Below are 16,693 nucleotides of genomic sequence, written 5' to 3'. Positions count from 1 at the left end.
CTCCTTCGTACAGCCGGTCTGGGTTAATTCTGGCTGTAGGAGGGAGTATAGCACTCAGATAAGCGTATTTGTGCGGATGCGGTATATTTCGTCAGGGAGACGAACAGAGTGTCTGTCTATTGTTGCAGGGCCTTGATGCGCCAGAACGCGGGATAGACGACAGCATCGGCGACCTTCTTCAGGTTCTCGACCTCGATTTCATCGAGATATTCCTTGATGCCTACCGAACGGCTTTGCCCTTCATGTCCAAGGAACTTGTCAATCCACACGTCACGCAGACCACCCTCGCCATGTTCATGGATATTGCGAAGCTTGGTGGAGACGTAATGACGAAAGGAGTGGAAAACCATTGTGGCAGGGATTCCCAGCCTCTTCTTGTGCGTCGAGAAGTTCCTGCCAAAAAGCCCCGACCGTCTCTTGTCCTTCCCTGAAAAGCTCAGCTCGTGAAACAGATAGGCATGACCTGCCTGTTTCGAACGCATGGCGAAATCAAGAAAGCCTTCGTCAATCAGTCGCTGGCAGACAGGAACAACGCGTGTGCCTGCTTCGGTCTTGGGGTTCCATTCGGTCCAGGGTTCTCCCTCTGTAGCCTCATGCTCCTGAATGACGATGCAGGGGATGCCTTTGAGAGTCATGATGTCCTGATTGCGTAGGCGACAGATTTCCTCCACTCGCATGCCCGTATAGGCGCCGACACCCACGATGAAGCCAAACGTCTCCTTTGAAATGGATGTGGCAATCTCGAAAGGGGCTTCTGCCAGTCGGGCAAGATGCTCGTCGCTCCAGCGGATGCGCCGAAGTTTTTTCTTCGTATCGAATGACCAGCCTGTGAACAGGTTTCTGTCCACGAGGTCACGCAGGAGATAATAGCGCCAGATGGCAGACAGACGGGAAAAGTTGTTTTTGACGGCCTTGCCCGAGACCGTCCTGAGTTGGAGCCGGGTCGATTCCTCTGCCAATTCGAGGGCGGTTCTTTTGTCGTTCTTCTTTCTGCCGTGGTATTCTGGAAGCTTCTCCATGACCTCCTTGAACCGTCCGGCATCGGCGCCGGTGTAGAGGCGTATCTCCTTGTCTCCGCAGACTTCGAGAAAGCGCCTGATGACATTGCGATAACCTCTGAAGTCGGCGTCCTTCCACTTTTGCGAAGAGGCGAGGATGAAGGCTTCGCTCGCTTCGGAGAACAGGGGGCTTTTGTCCGGCTCCTTCGGTTTGGTCCAGGTTTCGATATTGCTGAAGTGGCCGAGGATGGCAGACATCTTCTCCTGCACGTCGAATGCGGGGGAGTGTTGCACGATGGTCTGAAGCTCTTCCACAGACTCTTTCGCTGTATCGACGAAGGTCATGAACTGCTTGTGGTCCCGCATACGATGGAGCAGGTGTTCTGCGTTCATGACGCGATACTGGGACCGTAGCGCTGACAGCTCGCTCTCATAGGCAGAGATGAGACTGTCGAGCGTGACCCAGAGCTCGCGTCGTCTCATCAGCTCACGCAGATGTGTCGGAACGACACGTCTGAAAGCATATCCGGCAGGGCGTCGAACCAGCATTGCAAGGCCATGATGGGGCACCCGGATGTAGCAAAACACCGGGTTCAGGTTGCGGAAACCTGAAAAACACAATCATTTCAATGCTTTATGTGGTGCGAACTATGGGACTCGAACCCATACGCCCTTACGGACTCGAGATTTTAAGTCTCGTGCGTCTACCATTCCGCCAAGTTCGCACAGCACGGGTCTGGCTCTAGCACGGGGGAGGGAGCGTGCAAATCCCCAACGGTCAGCCTAGGGCCAGAAGCCCAGCGCCGTAGTCTTTGAGCCAGTTCTGCGCCTCACGTCTGTCGGGGTGAAAGCGCTCGACATGGTGCCAGAACGCGCGGCTATGATCGAAATGCGTGAGATGCGCGAGTTCATGAATCATGACGTAGTCGCGCACGCTTTTGGGCATCAAAGCGAGGCGCCAGTTGAGCATGATCCGGCCGGTACGGGCGCAGCTCCCCCAGCGTGTCCGAGCATTGCTACACACGATGCTGGTGGGTGTGCAGCCCATGGTCACGGCGTGCAGGCTGAGCTGCGCGGGCAGTGTGACACCGGATTGGTGTTTCATGAAAACGAGTGCGCGCGCCTCGAAACGTTCGAGCGGCCCGCCTATCGTGAGGCGGCCCTTTTCCAGTAACGCCGGTCGGCGTTGATCCGGGGCGTGATGCAACGTGATCGCCTGGTCGTTCAGTGTGATCTGTTGCTCTGGAACAAGCCGAAGCCTCGCGGGAAGTAAAGCGAGTTTTTCGTCTATCCAGGCTGAATGGGAAGCAACAAAATCCTGGGCGCGTTTGGACGAAAGCGACAGCGGGCAGGTAACGATTACCTGTCGCAGCACCGGGTCTATGCGCAAGGAGAGGCGGCGCGTCCGTGCAGAGCGACGCCAGAGAATGGGCCGATCTGTCGTGCTCACCAAGGGGTCTTGCGAGGCCTGCGCTTACGCTTTTTGCGCGCCACCCCTGAAGGAATTTCCGCAGGCCAGTCGACTAGGTGGTCTTCGAGCAGTCCGGCCTCGCGCTCACTGATCATCTTGCCGCGCCCGGAAATGCCCGCCTCATGAATGGACTCCACAGAGCCGGAACGCAGGGGGTGCCATTCGGGCAGATCCTGCCCATCGCGTATAAGAATATAGGCGCAGCTCGGGGGGAGCCAGTCGATATCGGCCAGAATGTCGGGCGTGAGCGAGACACAGTCTGGAACCTTGCGAAACCGGGTTTCATAGCTGGAGCAGCGGCATGACTGGAGGTCGAGCAGACGGCACGCGACATTCGTGAAATAGATGGCATCGGTTTCATCGTCGCGCAGCTTATGCAGGCAACACTTGCCACAGCCATCGCATAGCGATTCCCACTGCTCTTTGCTCATGTCCGAAAGAGAGGTCGTCTGCCAGAATGGAAACGCGGAATCAGCCATGGGCAAAGTTCGCAAGTGACAGGCAAAGCGTCAGGCAAAACACGAGGCAGAGAAAGGAGAGGGCGATTGGCAGTCGGAGTAGCGGCACCCATAAATAACGTATTCTGGCCGAGCGTCCCGCTCCCAACCCGGCTGCTGCGCGAGAAAGGCCATCGATCCTGCCTGAAAGGCGCCGGGTAACGGGCAGCAGGCAAAAGGGGGCAATCAGAAACCCCGCACCGAAGATGGCGAGCTTATGCCCTGGCCCTGCGTGAATGGCGCTCAGCCAGCATGCCCCGACCAGCCCACCAGACGCGCTCCCGACGAGAAGGCGCGGCAAGGCCCTCGGCACGATCAGCCGCAACAGGGCCAGAACGGCCAGGCAGAAGGCGGCTCCTGCAACAAGGAGCGCAAGATCGACCATCATGGCGTCGAGGTCAGCCATGTCTGGAAGCGTTTTTGCAGGGCATCGAAATTCATGGCCCAGAAGCTGTCGCTCATGGCGAGGCTGCCCAGATCGCGTCCATCCTGAGGGGCGTCCTGAGTGTCGTCATGAAGCGGCGTCTGATCGCGCAACATCTTGATGATCGCCTCGGTCTGGTCGGACGGGACATTGCGCGGGATCGCCCAGGACAGCTTCTGGCGTAGGGACTGACGCCACTGTGCCGCAAAAGAGACCTTTGGTCCCAGATCGGCCAAACGGTCGAACGGGGTCGAGAGCATGAGTGCTGCACCGCTATTCATGATCCGGCTTGCCTCCTCGGCGGTGCGCCACCACACGAGATAGGGCCTGAGCTGATCGAGCTTGCGAAAGGCGCGGTCGACACCCGCAGGTGAAGAGAGCACGCCATAAACGTCGCGCGATGCGACCCCATCGGCCATGAGCGCAATTTCGAGCGTGCCGCGCGGGTCGAGGCGCAAGGCGCGCTTGCCAGGATGGCGGGCAATATCCCAGAAATCGCTCCAGTCCGGTGCTGTGTCGCCCAGCCGTCCGCGATCCCACGCTAAAACGATGCTTTGTTCACCAGCCTGTATGCCGCAGGGTGAGGTCGCCGCCACACGTGAAGTCGTCGGTGCGCTCGGTGCGGGCAGGGTTTGTACCACACCGTCTCGGCAGGCAGCGTAGAGCGTCGTGTTATCCACCATGACCGCCAGCCATGGGGCTGTGCGCGCCTGGGCGGCCTCACGTAATGTGGCGAGACTGCCATCCCACTCGCGTAGCGGATAAGGCTGGTCAGGCATCAGAAGCGAATGGGCGTCGATGCTCCCTGACACGACGGCCAGAACGGGACGCGCCGCAGCAACGGGGCGGCTGTTTTTTTTCGTTTTGGCGTGCCGCACTACATGGTGTGCGGCATGGTGCGGTGTCGCCAGGGCCGATAGGGGCAGGCATAATGTCAGCATCATCACCCATCCTGCACGTCGTCGCGAGGCAGGGCACTTGCGGCCATGTCTGGAAGAGGGTGAAGACGCGCGCAGGAAACACCCTTTCCGGGCTGAAGGTGAAAGCAGAACTGCCCTTATAGATCGTCTTTCATGGGAAAGGCCACAGCCTGACTGGCTTGCCATGCAAGTTGCAGCAACGCGCCCTGGGTGACACCGCGCATGGGCTGCAAAAGAGGGCGGCGCATTTCGATTTCTCCCCCATCGGCCAGACGCAGTCTGAAGCGGATATGCTCCCCTGTGTGCAGAACCGACTGGATGGTTGCTACCAGCGGCGGCGTCTCATCGTCGCCCGCCGCCAGCGCACCGAAAAGCGGGGTCATTCGGTCGGGGCGTATACAGAGAATGCAGAGCGCGTCCACGGCAAGCTCGGCGTCGGCCATGGCCTCGACCACACCGCCACAGGCGAGGTGAATGCGCGCGACATCGTCCTCGATCTCCAGCACCCGTCCCGTGAGCAGATTGGCTTCGCCGAACAGGCTGGCGCTGCGAGCGTCACTGGGTCGTTCCATCAGGGTCGCCGCATCGGCACATTGAATCAGAGCGTGTCGGTCTAGCAGGGCAATGCGCCCACCAAGCCAGAGCGCGTCCTCACGGCTGCTTGCGGCATGAATGAGCGTAAGGCCCAGCGCGCGCTGCAATCTGGTGACCAGATCGCGTGTCTTGCTGGCGGCGCGCAGGTCGAGTTCGTTCAGCAAGCCGTCAAGAACGAGGACGGAGGGCGCACCAGCCAGGGCACGGGCCAGTTTGAGCCTTGCAGCCTGCTCGGGGGTCAACAGATCTGCGCGATGGCCGTTCTGGGCATCGAGGCCGACAAGGGCGAGCGTTTTCTTGACGGTCGCATCGATAAGCTGGGCAGCGGCGCCTTTGGCGCGCAGGGCGAGGGCGATATTGGCGGCGACGTCGAGATGCCCGAAAACCGGGTCTCTGGGCGAGACCAGCACGATCGCGCGGTGTTCCGGGGGCTCACTGGTGATGTCCTGCCCGTCGATAAAAATCTTTCCGCAGGTGGGCGATGCGAAACCCGCCAGCACATCACAGAAAAGGCTCAGGCTCTGGGCGTCTTCGCTCAACAGGCTGAGCGCCTCTCCCTGGCCGAGACGCAGGGAGAAGGGGGCGGCGGCCTCTGATAGGGCGAGCGCCTCGATCGCGAGGGGGAATTTGCGGTCTCGTGATGACGCAGACATGAAACCTCGCCTCTCTTCAGAACGTTTGGGCTCAAACCACTAGACGCGGTTTCTCACCGCGCAAGGAGTTGTGACATGAGCAAAACAGACGTCAAGCACACCGCCGATGCCGCTGCCAAGTCCGCGCAGGAGCAGATCGACGGCCTCAAGAGCCAGCTTGAGCAGCTTCTGAAAGATCGTATCAACCCGGCCCTTCTCGATGTTGCCGATCGCGCCGATCAGGCGGTTGCCAATGCGCGCGAGATCACCGATGTTCAGTTGCACAATGCTGAAGCACGCGTCCGGGCCCGTCCGCTTGCGGCTGTTTTGATTTCTGCCGTCATTGGCTTTATTGCAGGACGTGTCTCCAAATAGGCCGTCTCTTCCGAGACAGGGCGGCCTCTAGTTCCAACCCGTTCAAGGGGCGGGCAAGACCGTCTGTCCTGTTTTGGACCTGATCTTGCGGGTTCGCCCCTGAAACGATCACACGATAAAGGCTAGCGAATCTCCATGAAGGTCATCGATGTCGGGCAGGAAGCCCTCAAGGCACAGGGTGAGGTGATGCAGCGCGTGGCCATGCGCATCGGCCGCCGTGTCGCCTATTTCATCATTGCCGCCATCTTCGGCCTGTTCGCTCTGGTCTCGTTCCATGCTGTGCTCTGGGCCTTCGCCTATAGCGTTCTGCATTTTTCAGCTTTTGCCGCAGCCTGCTCTGTACTGGGCATCGATCTGCTGTTTGTGATCGTCTTCGCCCTTCTCGGGACGCGCAACATTGCAGACCCGGTTGAGTTCGAGGCGCGCCTGCGCCGCGACCGCAAGATGATCGAGTTCAAGCAGACCCTTGCGCTTTCTACTCTGATGGGGCTGCTGATCGGTCCCGTTGGACGCTTCACAGGCAAGCAGCTCTTTGGCGCGGTGCGGAATATCTTTACCCGCCGTTGAGCAGCCTGAACGGCTTGTGACTATTCTTGCCGGAAATCTAATGCAAAATTCAGGTTTGCCTTCTGGCAGGAGGCTCCTGTTTCCCCTATGACCTGTCAGCAGGAGCTACCGACCGACTGTCTGTAGCGCCCCGGGTTCGGTCAGGTCGTATCATCTGGTGTCCGCATCCTGGCGATCTGATGAGAAACTGATATTTTTCATCGCGTCGGGCTCTGCTCTCCTCTTTCTGATCCCGAAAGGTCGATGCTGAAAGGGGTGAGGGAGGCAGATGCTCGCAGAATTCAATCTATTCGGCGTATTGATCTCTCCCATCGCCGTCTATTCGCTCGCTGCGATCCCCGTCACCCTGTTCATCCGCTTTCTGCTCTGGCGCACAGGCGCCATAGAGTGGTTCTGGCATGTCGCCCTTTTCGAAGTGGCGCTCTACGTCTGCGTGCTGTGCCTGATGGTGCTGTATGTCTGAGCGGCAGGAGGCTCTTGCGGGTTTCCTCGTGAAACGACCCGTCCCCTCACATCATGGCAAGGAATCTCCTTCGTGCTGCTCGCCCGTACGCTGATCCGTGTTTTCCTGACATTAGCTGTGCTCGGGGTAACGCTCCTTCTGGGCTACACGCTATGGGAGACCTACATGATTGCCCCGTGGACACGCGACGGGCGCGTGCGGGTCTATGTCGTGGATGCAGCCCCCGAAGTTTCGGGCACGGTTGTGAGCGTGCCGGTGCACGATAATGATTTCGTTCATCGCGGCGACCCACTTTTCGTGATCGATCCGGTCAGGTTCCGTCTTGCCATAAGAGAAGCGCAGGCCCATCTGGCCAGCGCGGAAGAAGACCTGAAATTGCGCCGCAATGACGCCAAGCGTCGAATGGGGCTCAACGGTATCGTTTCGGCCGAGGAGCAGGAAATCTATAATTCGAATGTCGAAACGCAGGAGGATGCGGTCAATGCAGCCCGTGCGGCGCTCGATGTGGCACGCCTGAATCTGCAGCGTTCGATCGTCTACTCGCCTGTCGAGGGCTATGTGACCAACCTCAATCTGCGCGTAGGCGATTACGCGCATGAGGGACAGTCACGCATGGCGGTGATCGACGCCGATAGCTTCTGGATCAATGCCTATTTCGAAGAAACGAAAATGTGGGGCGTGCATGTGGGTGACGTCGCCCGCGTCAAGCTTATGGGTTATCGTGAGATCGTGCCTGCCCATGTGGTTTCAATCGCCCGCGGTATCAACGACCAGAACGAATCGCCCGACAAGCTGGGTCTGCAGGACGTCAATCCGATCTTCACCTGGGTGCGTCTGGCGCAGCGCATTCCGGTGCGCATCCATCTCGACCGCGTACCACCCGAGGTCATTCTCGCGGCAGGCATGACCTGCACGGTAACGGTCGGCACGCCTCCCCAGGGGCAGCGGGGGCGTCTGACCACCTGGCTGCAGAATCATCTCTGATCATGCTTGTTCTTCCCCGCAGGCTCGCCGCCCTGACACTCGCTGTTTCTGTTCTGGCCGGATGCACGGTAGGGCCGAATTACAAGCCCGATCGCATGAAGCTGCCGAATGGTTTCACAGAGGCCGATCATGCGGCAACGACCGAAGAAATCGCGCGCACCGAGGCGGAAATGAAGGAGTGGTGGGGGCAGTATAACGACCCTCTGCTGAACAAGCTGGTCGCTCAGGCCATCAAGGGCAATTACGATCTGCTCATTGCCGATCAGCGCATTATCGCCGGGCGCGCGATGCGTGAAGAGGCAGCCTCTGCGTGGTATCCACAGCTCGATGCCAATGCCGGTGGCGGGTCCAGCCGCTATTCGATCAATATCGATAACTGGCCGATCCGCCCCGGCAATCCGCAGAACCGCCCCGAAGCGTCGGTACTTACCTATGGGGCTCAGGCGAGCTGGGAGATCGATGCCTTCGGTCGTATCCGGCGAGAGGTTGAGGCGAGCGAGCGCGCGATCGATGTCAGCATCGAAGACAGACGCGCCACGCTCATGACACTGCTTTCCGACCTTGTGCGCGCCTATATCTCCTTGAGGGGCGCGCAGCTGCGTCTGGCGATTGCGCAGGCCAATGTCAAGAACGCGCAAAACGAGGTCGATCTCGCCAAGCGTCTCTATCTCGAGGGGATCGGCAACACGCTCCAGACCGCTCAGGCGCAGAGCGAACTGGACAGTGAACAGGCATCGCTGGAGCCGCTAAAGGCCCAGATCGACACGCTGAGCCATGGGGTGAGCGTACTGCTGGGAGATATGCCAGGCGATCTCAAGGCCGAGCTTGAAGCGCTTCCAAACGGTGCTGCGTCACTGCCGGTCATGCCGCATTTCCCGGCGACCTTGCCCTCTATCGTCGTCGCAAACCGCCCCGATATCCGTGCAGCCGAACGGAGCTACGCCGAAGCAACCGCACGTATCGGTGTAGCGGTGGCGCAGCTCTATCCGAAATTCTCGATACCGCTCACGTTCAACCCCAACGCCTCGGCCATGTATCAGGCGTTTCAGGTCAATGCGATGAGCTGGTCATTCATGATGCTGGCAACCCTGCCCATCATGCATGGCGGGCGTTTTACCTCGCAGGTCGTCGAGGCGCGCGCGCGCGCGGAGGCAAGTAGATTGACCTATCGTAAGACAGTGCTTTCGGCTTTCCGAGAGGTCGAGGACGCCATGACATCGTGGCTGCATAACGATCATTACGTGGCCCAGCTTCATCAGGCGTCGCTCGATAGCGGACTTGCCGCAGACCGGGCACGCCGCCTCTATGCGGCGGGTCTGACCGATTACATCAATGTGCTGACCACCCAGCGTACGCTGCTGGGTGCGCAGGATCGCGAGGCCGTGGCCCGCACCGCCCGCCTGCACGATACGGTGGCTCTTTATACCGCGATGGGGGCGGGTTGGCAGGGGCTGGCTTTGCGAGACACGGCCTTGCCAATCGATGCGGCCAAGCAGAGTATTCTGGCCAAGGCATTCTCGCGCTAGGGGCTGTGGCAAAGGCTTGCAGCCCGGGCGGTATGACGCTCTTGAATTGTTCCGCTTCGGACCAACATAAAACGTATGAATTCTGTAGTATTCAGGAATGATGAGGAGAAACAGGCGTGAAAGATCCTTATGCAGCGCTTGGCCTGACGCGTAGCGCCACGGATAAGGAAATCCGCAGCGCCTATCGCAAGCTCGCCAAGGAGCATCACCCGGATCATAATCCGAACAACAAGAAGGCCGAAGAAGCCTTCAAGGCGGTCGGCGCCGCTTACGGTATTCTAGGCGACAAGGAGAAGCGTGCGCGCTTCGATCGCGGCGAGATCGATGCCGAGGGCAATGAGCGCGGTCCGTTCGGCCCTGGTGGAGGTGGCGGTTTCCGCGGTGGTCAGGGTTTCCCTGGCGGCGGCGGCGGCCAGTTCAACCAGGAAGATCTCGGGGCATTCTTTTCCGACATGTTCAGCGGTGGGGGCACCGGTGCCGATTTCGGAACGGGACCTTTCGGCGGTGGTGGGCGTCGACGCACCCGTCGCGGTGCCGATCGCTCCTACACGCTGACCGTCTCGTTCGAGGATTCCGTTCTGGGCACGACGAGCCGCGTAACGCTGCCCGAAGCTGGTACGGTCGAGGTCAGGATTCCTGCCGGGATCGAGGATGGCCAGACCCTGCGCCTGAGCGGTAAAGGCGCGGCAGGAATGGGGGAGGGCGCTCCGGCAGGCGACGCGCTCATTACCATTTCGGTGACACCAAGCACAGTCTACACCCGCGAGGGGCGCGATCTGCGCGCCAGCGTGCCGGTCGATCTCACCACCGCCATTCTGGGCGGAAAGATTGTTGTCCCGACACCCAAGGGGCAAGTGACGATGAAAGTGCCTCCTCATTCCGATACGGGCACGGTGTTGCGTCTCGGCGGGCGGGGCGTGGCAGAGCAGGGCGCGCACAAGGCTGGCAATCTGTATGTCACGTTGCAGGTCAGGCTCGGTAAGATCGATCCGGCGCTCGAAGAGTTTCTGGTCAAACAGCAGGCTCTCCAGGGTGAGAAGGCCTGATATATGCCCATGAAGAGCAGTTTTTTCGACTGGAAGCTGATCTTCACCCGAGAGGTGATGGGGGCGGTTGTGGCGCTTCTCGCTACCGCAGCTCTGGTCGTGCTCTGTTATGGCGGGATGCGGATCTCAGGCGTCTGGGCGGGACTTTAGACTTTCGCTCGCTCACGAGTGTGATATCTCCGGGCAACTGATTTTCATTTGCCCGGATATTCCTTATGAGTTCATCCACCCTTTCCGAGCTGCCGACACGACGACAGTCCTTTTCGGTCGTGTTCGCCATCGAGCTGTGGGAACGCTTCGGTTATTACGGCATGCAGGCCGTTCTCACGCTCTATCTGGTGCAGCGCCTCGGGCTGAGCGATGTAGCGGCGAATGTCATGATCGCGGCCTTTGTAGGGCTCACCTACATCACGCCGGTTCTCGGCGGCTATGCAGGCGATCGCATTCTCGGGCCGCGCCGCACCATGCTCATGGGAGCTTTTGCGCTGATCTTCGGCTATGTGGCGCTTGCCCTTGCCGACCAGCATCGCCCTTTGCTCTTTTTTGCCATGGCGCTGATCTCGGCAGGAAACGGGTTGTTCAAGCCCAACGCCGCCAATCTTGTGCGGCGCATCTACGAAGGCGATGACGCTGCCCTCGATGCGGCTTTCACCATCTATTACATGTCGGTCAATGTGGGCTCGACGGTCTCGATGCTCATCACCCCTCTGCTTCAGGATCGCTACGGCCCTGCCAGCGCGTTTCTGACCTGCTCGGGCGGGCTGGTGATGGGGCTGCTCTATTATTTCTGGCGCCGTCGCTGGATTCATCATGCCGGCTCTGCGCTGGATCAGGGGCCGTTTCAGATGCGGCCTTTCATGATTGTGCTCGGTGGATTCGTGCTGACCGTGCTGATCCTGACCGGCATTATTGCAAGCCCCGGGATTGCCCGGCTTTGCGTCTGGGCGGCCAGTGTGGCCATCGTCATTCTCTGGGGGCGACTCTATTTTCGTTCCGGCGCACAAGCCCGACCCGGCCTGCGTCTGACTTTCCTGCTTTGCCTTGAGAGCATGGCCTATCTGATTTTCTATCAGCAGATGATGACCTCGCTCACGCTCTTCGCCCTGCGTGCGGTCGATGGCGATCTGCGTATCGGTGGCGTGACCCTTGTGCATCTGAGAGCCGGGCAGTTTCAGGCGCTCAACCCCATCTGGATCATGCTGGCCAGCCCGGTTCTGGCCGCGCTCTATAACCGGCTGGCCGCACAGGGGCGGGACCTGTCTCTGGCGCATAAAATGGTGCTCGGGTTCGGTCTGGTCACGCTTGGCTTTCTCATCTGGTGGATTGCAGCATCACACGCGCAGAATCTGGTTTCGGCATGGGTCATGGTGCTCGGCTACGGCCTGATTTCGATTGCCGAACTGCTGACCATGGCGCTCGGCCTGGCCATCATTGCGCGCTACACCGCCGCCGAAAGCAGTGGCTTCATGATGGGATCGCTCTATCTCGTCTGGGGTATCGCCATGTATGTGGGTAGCCTCGTAGCCAATTTTGCTGCGGCCACCGGTGAGCCCTCTTCGGGTGCCGCGGCGGCGGCACTCTATGTGCCGCTCTTCCGCGATCTGTTCATCGCGGGTCTGGTTCTGACAGGGTTGCTGATCTGCCTGCTGCCTTTGGCCAAGCGCTGGGATCGCGAGCACATGCTGGCGATGGGAGCCTCCGCAACGCCGCAGGCCCGTCCGTCCATGCCGCTCGAGGTTGAAGACTGATCTGCCGCCCCGCCCTGCCTGCGAGGGCAGGGTTTTGCCAATCGGTCAGGAAGATGCCTATCATCCCCGCGCTCAGAACGAGCCTGTTCAGAAGGACGACATCATGAAGCCGAGCTCACGTTACGCCCTCGCCGGTCTGGCCCTTATTGCCGGAACCGCTGCACTGCCCTGTCTGCCCGTGATCGGTGTCGTAGCGCCTGCCATGGCCGCCAGCGCACCTGCTGCCAGCGCGCCGCTTACGCTCAAAATTCTCAAGGTAGAAGGCAACAGCGCTGTTGCCACCGCAGATATCATGGCGGCTCTTCCGTATCACGTAGGCGACACCGTGACGCGTGACCAGCTCGATGCCGGTGTTCAGAAAGTGGCCGATCTCTACAAGGCCAAGAATCTCGGCGCCAAGTTCAGCGAGAAAGAGCGCTTCGTGAAGAACACGGTGCAGTTCTATCTCGTGATCGAAGAGCAGGCACCCAGCGCGGCGCCGGCTCCGGCGCCATTCGTGCTCGACAAGGTCGAGTTCGTTGGCAACAAGCAGGTGCCGACGGCGGAACTCGAGGCCGCTACAAAGCTGCATCCGGGTGCCACCGTCACGGCAGAAGCTGCCACGGCTGACACGGTCGCTATTCAGAAAATCTACCAGAAGCATAATCTGGGCGTGCAGATCCAGCCTGTTGCGACACAGCCCAACCACGACAATCACGTCGTGCTGACCTATCAGATCACCGAGAAGTAAGAGGCGAGCCCCCACCGGGGCTCATTTCCGGCCGATGCGATGTCTCGACAGAGCACGCGTCGGCCAGGTGAGGTCAGGATCGCCCGCTCTGCGAAAAGCCAGGCTTTCACGATAGTATTGAACCTCTAGTCTGACGCTAAAGCAGAGAAAAAGCTCTCCTCCAGAAGCGTCGGTTCCAGAGTGCCGGGCAGATAGAGCGGATGCTCCGGGCGACCGCCTTTGCTCAGGCGCATCACGTATAAGCTGACCCCGGCCTGATGCAGGGCGAGCGCCACCTTGTTGCCCTGTTTCCTCAAGGATGGGTGGGTAGGCGAGCCGTAAGCCAGAATGACCTTGTCGGATTCTTTCGCCATGGCGAGAAGCGCTGCGTCATTGCCCGGTCCTACCGGATCGCTCACTTCAAGCAGACGCTTCTGGTCCGTGCAGCGATAAGCAAAGCTGTTGCCGACAAACATCGCGCCATAACCCCAGCTTCGCGCATAGCGTTGGCATTTGGCCACGGTGCGGTCATCACCATATTCGGTCGCAACCGAAGGATTCATCATCAGCCACATGAGCGTGGGCCTGGTTTCGTCCCAGACACGATGAAGACGGTAGCGATAGCATTCTTGCGGACCGTCATAGACGGCAGTGCTGACGACATCGTCCTGAAGGCGTAACGCTCTGGACGAGCCAACATGATGGGTCGGGCTTTTCTTATCCATAGGCGAGAGGCGCGCTTCCCCGGCGGGTGAGGAAGCGCGAGAGTCCTTACTTCTTTCGGTTCTTCATCGTGTCGGCTTTGAACGTCTTCAGGGCCGCGAGGGCCTTTTCAACGTGATTGCCGGGTGATTCCGAACTGATGGTCGAGACGATCTGCCCCTCCGGTGCGATCACATAAGTGACGCGCTGGGCAATATCGAGCATCGGCATCTTGGCGTCGTAGAGACGCGTGACCTTTCCGTCGCTGTCAGAAGCGACCGGAAACTGTCCCTTGATCTGGCTGACCGAGAAATCGTCGAGCTTGCTGATCTTGTCCATCGATACGCCGATGACGCTGGCGCCGAGCGCCGTGAATTGCGGCATGGCATCGGCGAAACCATGGGCCTCCATGGTGCAGCCCTTGGTAAAGGCAGCAGGGTAGAAATAGAGAACGACCGGCCCTTTGGCGAGGGCATCACGCAGGGTGTACTGCATCTCCTTGCCATTCTGAGTGGCTGGCAGGGTGAAATCGGGGGCCTCGGCCCCCTGTTTCAGCTCCGCCCTCGCAGCAGGTGCCGCAAGGATCAGAGAAAGCCCGAGCAGGGCAGGCAGGGGTAGGAAGGCAAAACGACGGGACATGCGATCTCCGCACAAGATCAGGGTCAGAACGATGATCCCGGAGAGACGACCACGCAAGGTGTGTCGCGGCCCATCTTCCGGCAGGCTGCCACGGCATCGTCATGAGAGAGGTTGAGCAGACGCGCCCGATAGAGATGTGTCCGCCCCGACTGCACCGTGGACACCTGACTACGTGCGCCGGAGAGCGAAGTTCCTGCATGGGTCTGCGCCTGGGCAACCGCACGTGTTGCCTGCACGGCCGAGTTATAGGCGCCGACCTGGATGGCCCAGTTGCCGGACTGTCCGGCGCGCGGCGCTGCTTGCGCCTGAGTGCTGCGCTGGACAGGGCGTGGCGTCATGACTGCAAGCACGGGTTCTGCCGATAGGCGTCGCCCGACAGGAATGGGCTGCACAGGGGCACGGCCGGCCCAAGCCTGAGCTACGCCGTCAGAGGATGTTCCGCTATCGTCCTGCGTGTTCAGGCTTGCCATCTGTACTGGGGCTGCCCGCGAGGGCGAGGTGGCCACAACACCGCGGGCAGCCCAGGCGGCACTGACCGAAGAGCGGCTGTTCGCAGGAGCCTCGGCAACCTGCATTTCCTGCTGGTCGGCATGATAGGTCGCTGTCTGGGCCTGCTGGCGCCATGCGGCGCGAACGGAAGCCGTCTCACTGTCGTTCTGCGCGACCATCGTGGCGGCAGAAGGGTCATGCTGGGAGACAAGCAGGTCGGCAGCAGAACGGTTTCGCGGCCAGATACCGGCAATCTGCGGCCCCACATGGGCGACATAACGTCGTGTCTCTCGTGGCAGAGAGCGCCCACGACGCAGATAGGAGTCAAGACTGCCCGGTCCATCGTTATAGGCGGCAAGAAAGCCGGGCGAGCCATAGATGTCATACATCTGACGGATATAGGCCGTGCCCGCCATGATGTTGTCACGCGGGTCATAGGCGTCATCGCCCAGATTATACTGCGAGCGCATGTCGTCATAGGTGGGCGGCATGAGCTGCATCAGCCCCATCGCGCCTGGAGCGGAGGTCGTGAACTGTCCATTGCGGTCGTAGAGCCGCCCGCCGGATTCCTGCATCATCACGGAGCGGATCCAGGTGCCCGGTACGTCGAAACGCTGCGAGGCCTCTTCGATATAAGGCCCCCAAGGATCTTCCGGCGGACCGGGCGGCGCGTAGTAGGATTTCGCGTGTTCGCGGTAATCGGCGGCTTCCTGCGCGACAGGTATCTGCGGTCGTTGTGGGCCGCTGGCGCAGGCCGAAAGCAGGGCCGCTGCGCCCGTGATCATCAGAAGGCGTGAAGATTTCAGCCCCGTAAACAGGAACCGGCCGACTTCTTCGTGTCCGACCTTGGCATTCAAACGGCGAGAACGGGTCATGATGGGCTTCACCTGATGCAAACCGAGCGTAAACCGCATTCTGCGGCAGGAATGCGGCAAAACTACGGACCCCTATCCCAGAAAGATAGCAATAAATTGAGGCGAACTCTTCCCATTTTCCGACGGCCGCAGCTCCGAAGGCACGATGGTTGCGGAAACAGGGCTTATCCGCTAGGGCGGAACGCTCAGAGCGCAGAGAAGCAAGAACCCGCAAAATCCCCCGGAGGGACATGAGCCAGAGTCGATATGCCCGTGCATGGAATGATCTCGATTCAGGTCTGCGCGCCTGGCGGCTTGCTACTACGCTTGGCTGGACGGATGTCAGACTGCGTTATCGCGGCTCGGTGCTGGGGCCGTTCTGGCTGACCGTCTCTGCCCTGATCATGGTCGGCTCGATGGGTGTGATCTACGCCCGTTTGTTCCACATGAACCTGCAGGATTATCTGCCTTACCTCTCGCTCTCCCTGGCGTTGTGGCAGGTGGGCCTCTCCAGTCTGCTGCTCGAATCCTGCACCTGTTTCATCGACGCGGAGGCCAGCATCCACGCGATGAAGCTGCCCTTCTCGCTTCAGGCGCTGCGTTTGCTGGTGCGCAATGCCATCGTCTTCGCCCATAGTATTATCGTGCCTATTGGGGTGTTTGTGATCTACGGCGTCTTCCCCGGCCTGATCAGCCTTGCAGCCCTGCCGGGACTGGCGCTCTGGCTTCTTGACGGCTTTGCCGCCTGTCTGCTGCTTGGCGCCCTTTGCGCGCGATTTCGCGATATCGGTCCGATAATCGGCGCGTTCCTGCAAATCGCGTTTTACGTGACCCCGATTATCTGGAAGCCTTCCCAGCTTTCCCAGCATCAGAGCCATATCCTCGTCCTCAATCCGTTTTACGACCTTATGGAACTGGTACGAGGGCCAATTCTCGGCACTTTGCCAACGCTACCTGCTGTATCGATAGCGGTTGGTCTCAGCGTGGTCTGGTGCGTGGCCGCCTTCTTCTTTTTTGCCCGGACGCGAGAGCGCCTGGCGTTCTGGGTTTGACCG

At 60.0% G+C, this 16,693-nt stretch carries 19 protein-coding genes and 1 tRNA gene; 10 read left to right on the top strand and 10 right to left on the bottom strand.

Features of this window, described 5'->3' with window-relative positions; genetic code table 11:
• Window positions 1–116: 116 nt before the first annotated feature.
• The 7 genes from ABHV46_RS05650 to ABHV46_RS05620 form a co-directional block, all read right to left on the bottom strand.
• Window positions 117–1,481: a tyrosine-type recombinase/integrase gene (locus ABHV46_RS05650; protein ID WP_438383496.1), complete on the bottom strand. Its 1,365-nt coding sequence runs from the start codon at window positions 1,479–1,481 to the stop codon at window positions 117–119.
• Between the two features lie 156 nt (window positions 1,482–1,637).
• Window positions 1,638–1,723 (bottom strand) — tRNA-Leu (locus tag ABHV46_RS05645).
• Window positions 1,724–1,776: 53 nt separating this feature from the next.
• Window positions 1,777–2,448: a M48 family metallopeptidase gene (locus ABHV46_RS05640; protein WP_336944639.1), complete on the bottom strand. Its 672-nt coding sequence runs from the start codon at window positions 2,446–2,448 to the stop codon at window positions 1,777–1,779.
• Window positions 2,445–2,948: a YcgN family cysteine cluster protein gene (locus ABHV46_RS05635; protein WP_438383493.1), complete on the bottom strand. Its 504-nt coding sequence runs from the start codon at window positions 2,946–2,948 to the stop codon at window positions 2,445–2,447. Before ABHV46_RS05635 ends, ABHV46_RS05640 begins: the two co-directional genes overlap by 4 nt.
• Window positions 2,941–3,372, bottom strand: a complete 432-nt coding sequence (locus tag ABHV46_RS05630) for a hypothetical protein (protein ID WP_438383489.1) — start codon at window positions 3,370–3,372, stop codon at window positions 2,941–2,943. Before ABHV46_RS05630 ends, ABHV46_RS05635 begins: the two co-directional genes overlap by 8 nt.
• Complete coding sequence (locus tag ABHV46_RS05625) at window positions 3,351–4,334, bottom strand: extracellular solute-binding protein (protein ID WP_438383485.1); 984 nt, start codon at window positions 4,332–4,334, stop codon at window positions 3,351–3,353. Before ABHV46_RS05625 ends, ABHV46_RS05630 begins: the two co-directional genes overlap by 22 nt.
• Before the next feature lie 113 nt (window positions 4,335–4,447).
• Window positions 4,448–5,557, bottom strand: a complete 1,110-nt coding sequence (locus tag ABHV46_RS05620) for an ABC transporter ATP-binding protein (RefSeq protein WP_438383482.1) — start codon at window positions 5,555–5,557, stop codon at window positions 4,448–4,450.
• A gap of 75 nt (window positions 5,558–5,632) precedes the next feature.
• On the opposite strand from ABHV46_RS05620, the gene ABHV46_RS05615 reads away from it, so the two are divergent.
• The 9 genes from ABHV46_RS05615 (at window position 5,633) to ABHV46_RS05575 (ending at window position 12,975) form a co-directional block, all read left to right on the top strand.
• Window positions 5,633–5,911: a hypothetical protein gene (locus tag ABHV46_RS05615; RefSeq protein WP_336944644.1), complete on the top strand. Its 279-nt coding sequence runs from the start codon at window positions 5,633–5,635 to the stop codon at window positions 5,909–5,911.
• A 135-nt stretch (window positions 5,912–6,046) separates the two neighbouring features.
• Window positions 6,047–6,478 (top strand): hypothetical protein, encoded by a 432-nt coding sequence (locus ABHV46_RS05610; protein ID WP_336944645.1) that lies wholly within the window; start codon window positions 6,047–6,049, stop codon window positions 6,476–6,478.
• A gap of 268 nt (window positions 6,479–6,746) precedes the next feature.
• Window positions 6,747–6,941: a DUF1656 domain-containing protein gene (locus tag ABHV46_RS05605; RefSeq protein ID WP_025840443.1), complete on the top strand. Its 195-nt coding sequence runs from the start codon at window positions 6,747–6,749 to the stop codon at window positions 6,939–6,941.
• A 72-nt stretch (window positions 6,942–7,013) separates the two neighbouring features.
• Window positions 7,014–7,925, top strand: a complete 912-nt coding sequence (locus ABHV46_RS05600; RefSeq protein WP_438383479.1) for an efflux RND transporter periplasmic adaptor subunit — start codon at window positions 7,014–7,016, stop codon at window positions 7,923–7,925.
• 2 nt (window positions 7,926–7,927) lie between these two features.
• Window positions 7,928–9,451, top strand: coding sequence for an efflux transporter outer membrane subunit (locus ABHV46_RS05595; protein WP_438383477.1), 1,524 nt, complete (start codon window positions 7,928–7,930; stop codon window positions 9,449–9,451).
• 116 nt (window positions 9,452–9,567) lie between these two features.
• A complete protein-coding gene (locus tag ABHV46_RS05590; RefSeq protein ID WP_438383474.1) occupies window positions 9,568–10,497 on the top strand; it encodes a DnaJ C-terminal domain-containing protein in 930 nt (309 codons plus the stop codon).
• 9 nt (window positions 10,498–10,506) lie between these two features.
• Window positions 10,507–10,647, top strand: coding sequence for a hypothetical protein (locus ABHV46_RS05585; protein WP_336944649.1), 141 nt, complete (start codon window positions 10,507–10,509; stop codon window positions 10,645–10,647).
• A gap of 65 nt (window positions 10,648–10,712) precedes the next feature.
• Window positions 10,713–12,245 (top strand): peptide MFS transporter, encoded by a 1,533-nt coding sequence (locus ABHV46_RS05580; RefSeq protein WP_336944650.1) that lies wholly within the window; start codon window positions 10,713–10,715, stop codon window positions 12,243–12,245.
• A 103-nt stretch (window positions 12,246–12,348) separates the two neighbouring features.
• Window positions 12,349–12,975 carry a POTRA domain-containing protein gene (locus ABHV46_RS05575; protein WP_438383467.1) on the top strand — a complete coding sequence of 209 codons (627 nt, stop codon included), beginning with the start codon at window positions 12,349–12,351 and terminating at the stop codon, window positions 12,973–12,975.
• Window positions 12,976–13,100: 125 nt separating this feature from the next.
• Here ABHV46_RS05575 and ABHV46_RS05570 read toward each other — a convergent pair whose 3' ends face one another.
• From ABHV46_RS05570 to ABHV46_RS05560, 3 genes are read right to left on the bottom strand one after another with little or no spacing between them, the layout of a single operon-like run.
• Window positions 13,101–13,679 (bottom strand): DUF1643 domain-containing protein, encoded by a 579-nt coding sequence (locus tag ABHV46_RS05570; RefSeq protein WP_438383465.1) that lies wholly within the window; start codon window positions 13,677–13,679, stop codon window positions 13,101–13,103.
• A 46-nt stretch (window positions 13,680–13,725) separates the two neighbouring features.
• Entirely contained in the window at window positions 13,726–14,295 is a 570-nt protein-coding gene (locus ABHV46_RS05565) for a peroxiredoxin (RefSeq protein ID WP_336944654.1), read from the bottom strand.
• A gap of 23 nt (window positions 14,296–14,318) precedes the next feature.
• Window positions 14,319–15,659 carry a transglycosylase SLT domain-containing protein gene (locus ABHV46_RS05560; RefSeq protein WP_438383463.1) on the bottom strand — a complete coding sequence of 447 codons (1,341 nt, stop codon included), beginning with the start codon at window positions 15,657–15,659 and terminating at the stop codon, window positions 14,319–14,321.
• 230 nt (window positions 15,660–15,889) lie between these two features.
• Here ABHV46_RS05560 and ABHV46_RS05555 point away from each other — a divergent pair, with 230 nt between their 5' ends.
• Entirely contained in the window at window positions 15,890–16,690 is an 801-nt protein-coding gene (locus tag ABHV46_RS05555) for an ABC transporter permease (RefSeq protein WP_438383460.1), read from the top strand.
• Window positions 16,691–16,693: the final 3 nt, after the last annotated feature.

It is taken from the genome of Asaia sp. BMEF1, from assembly GCF_051628905.1.
In the GTDB taxonomy this organism is placed as follows: Bacteria; Pseudomonadota; Alphaproteobacteria; order Acetobacterales; family Acetobacteraceae; genus Asaia.
The sequence above is the reverse complement of the archived record's forward strand: the minus strand, read 5'-3'. Positions and strand labels throughout refer to the sequence as shown.

What these genes read in the sequence shown, in the direction of transcription:
- ABHV46_RS05625 (WP_438383485.1), bottom strand. Translation starts at nt 4,334, where the DNA reads ATGATGCTGACATTATGCCTGCCCCTATCGGCCCTGGCGACACCGCAC.
- ABHV46_RS05630 (WP_438383489.1), bottom strand. Translation starts at nt 3,372, where the DNA reads ATGGCTGACCTCGACGCCATGATGGTCGATCTTGCGCTCCTTGTTGCA.
- ABHV46_RS05570 (WP_438383465.1), bottom strand. Translation starts at nt 13,679, where the DNA reads ATGGATAAGAAAAGCCCGACCCATCATGTTGGCTCGTCCAGAGCGTTA.
- ABHV46_RS05615 (WP_336944644.1), top strand. Translation starts at nt 5,633, where the DNA reads ATGAGCAAAACAGACGTCAAGCACACCGCCGATGCCGCTGCCAAGTCC.
- ABHV46_RS05620 (WP_438383482.1), bottom strand. Translation starts at nt 5,557, where the DNA reads ATGTCTGCGTCATCACGAGACCGCAAATTCCCCCTCGCGATCGAGGCG.
- ABHV46_RS05580 (WP_336944650.1), top strand. Translation starts at nt 10,713, where the DNA reads ATGAGTTCATCCACCCTTTCCGAGCTGCCGACACGACGACAGTCCTTT.
- ABHV46_RS05560 (WP_438383463.1), bottom strand. Translation starts at nt 15,659, where the DNA reads ATGACCCGTTCTCGCCGTTTGAATGCCAAGGTCGGACACGAAGAAGTC.
- ABHV46_RS05585 (WP_336944649.1), top strand. Translation starts at nt 10,507, where the DNA reads ATGAAGAGCAGTTTTTTCGACTGGAAGCTGATCTTCACCCGAGAGGTG.
- ABHV46_RS05605 (WP_025840443.1), top strand. Translation starts at nt 6,747, where the DNA reads ATGCTCGCAGAATTCAATCTATTCGGCGTATTGATCTCTCCCATCGCC.
- ABHV46_RS05555 (WP_438383460.1), top strand. Translation starts at nt 15,890, where the DNA reads ATGAGCCAGAGTCGATATGCCCGTGCATGGAATGATCTCGATTCAGGT.
- ABHV46_RS05565 (WP_336944654.1), bottom strand. Translation starts at nt 14,295, where the DNA reads ATGTCCCGTCGTTTTGCCTTCCTACCCCTGCCTGCCCTGCTCGGGCTT.
- ABHV46_RS05635 (WP_438383493.1), bottom strand. Translation starts at nt 2,948, where the DNA reads ATGGCTGATTCCGCGTTTCCATTCTGGCAGACGACCTCTCTTTCGGAC.
- ABHV46_RS05610 (WP_336944645.1), top strand. Translation starts at nt 6,047, where the DNA reads ATGAAGGTCATCGATGTCGGGCAGGAAGCCCTCAAGGCACAGGGTGAG.
- ABHV46_RS05650 (WP_438383496.1), bottom strand. Translation starts at nt 1,481, where the DNA reads ATGAGACGACGCGAGCTCTGGGTCACGCTCGACAGTCTCATCTCTGCC.
- ABHV46_RS05595 (WP_438383477.1), top strand. Translation starts at nt 7,928, where the DNA reads ATGCTTGTTCTTCCCCGCAGGCTCGCCGCCCTGACACTCGCTGTTTCT.
- ABHV46_RS05575 (WP_438383467.1), top strand. Translation starts at nt 12,349, where the DNA reads ATGAAGCCGAGCTCACGTTACGCCCTCGCCGGTCTGGCCCTTATTGCC.